Here is a 580-nt window from a genome sequence, read left to right as displayed (position 1 = left end):
TTGCCGTGATGATGGATAGTGACGATTTGCCAGCGGGTGTTCATGGCGTCAACCGGGTGTTCGTTAAGCGCAAAGATTTTACCGGGCATCAGTTTAAAACAGTTGCTTTGCCCGCCGCCGGCCTGACGTTGATTCTCGACGGCCTGATGACGACGCTGGACAAACGGTTTCGCCTCTGCGTCTTTCTGAAAACGGCCGTAGCTTTCAAAAAGCTCAAACAGGGTTTTCTGCCCTTCGACACGGGGATCGATATTAGCCCGGTGTGTCAGGCGGTAAGCGGGATTCTGGGGATTATAGTCCTTATAAATAACCCGATTCGGGGTCATGGAGACCCCCAGACGCACCTGATTAACCACATTCATTTCTGTGGCCGTCTCTATCTGCGGGTTGTAGACCAGCGGTAAATTGGCCGTCATCCCTAAATGGCTGTCGCTGAAAAACAGCTTGTCGTCTTCAAACCAGAAATTCAACCCCTCTTCGGCAACCAACCGGGCAAAGAAGGCATAATCGGACTCCCGTTTTTGCGTCACATACTCCCGTGTGTAATGAAACTCATCCAGTTGGCAATCGAACAGGATGC

The 580-nt window shown here is 51.4% G+C and carries 1 protein-coding gene; it reads right to left on the bottom strand.

Annotation, left to right across the window (positions count from 1 at the left end; translation table 11 throughout):
• Window positions 1-580, bottom strand: a 580-nt coding sequence (locus Phpb_RS22780; protein WP_276204291.1) for a contractile injection system protein, VgrG/Pvc8 family, incomplete at both ends; no start/stop codon positions are given.

It is taken from the genome of Photorhabdus namnaonensis (assembly GCF_001684335.1).
Classification (GTDB): domain Bacteria; phylum Pseudomonadota; class Gammaproteobacteria; order Enterobacterales; family Enterobacteriaceae; genus Photorhabdus; species Photorhabdus namnaonensis.
Note: the sequence above shows the minus strand (reverse complement) of the source record. Positions and strands in the feature narration are given on the sequence as shown.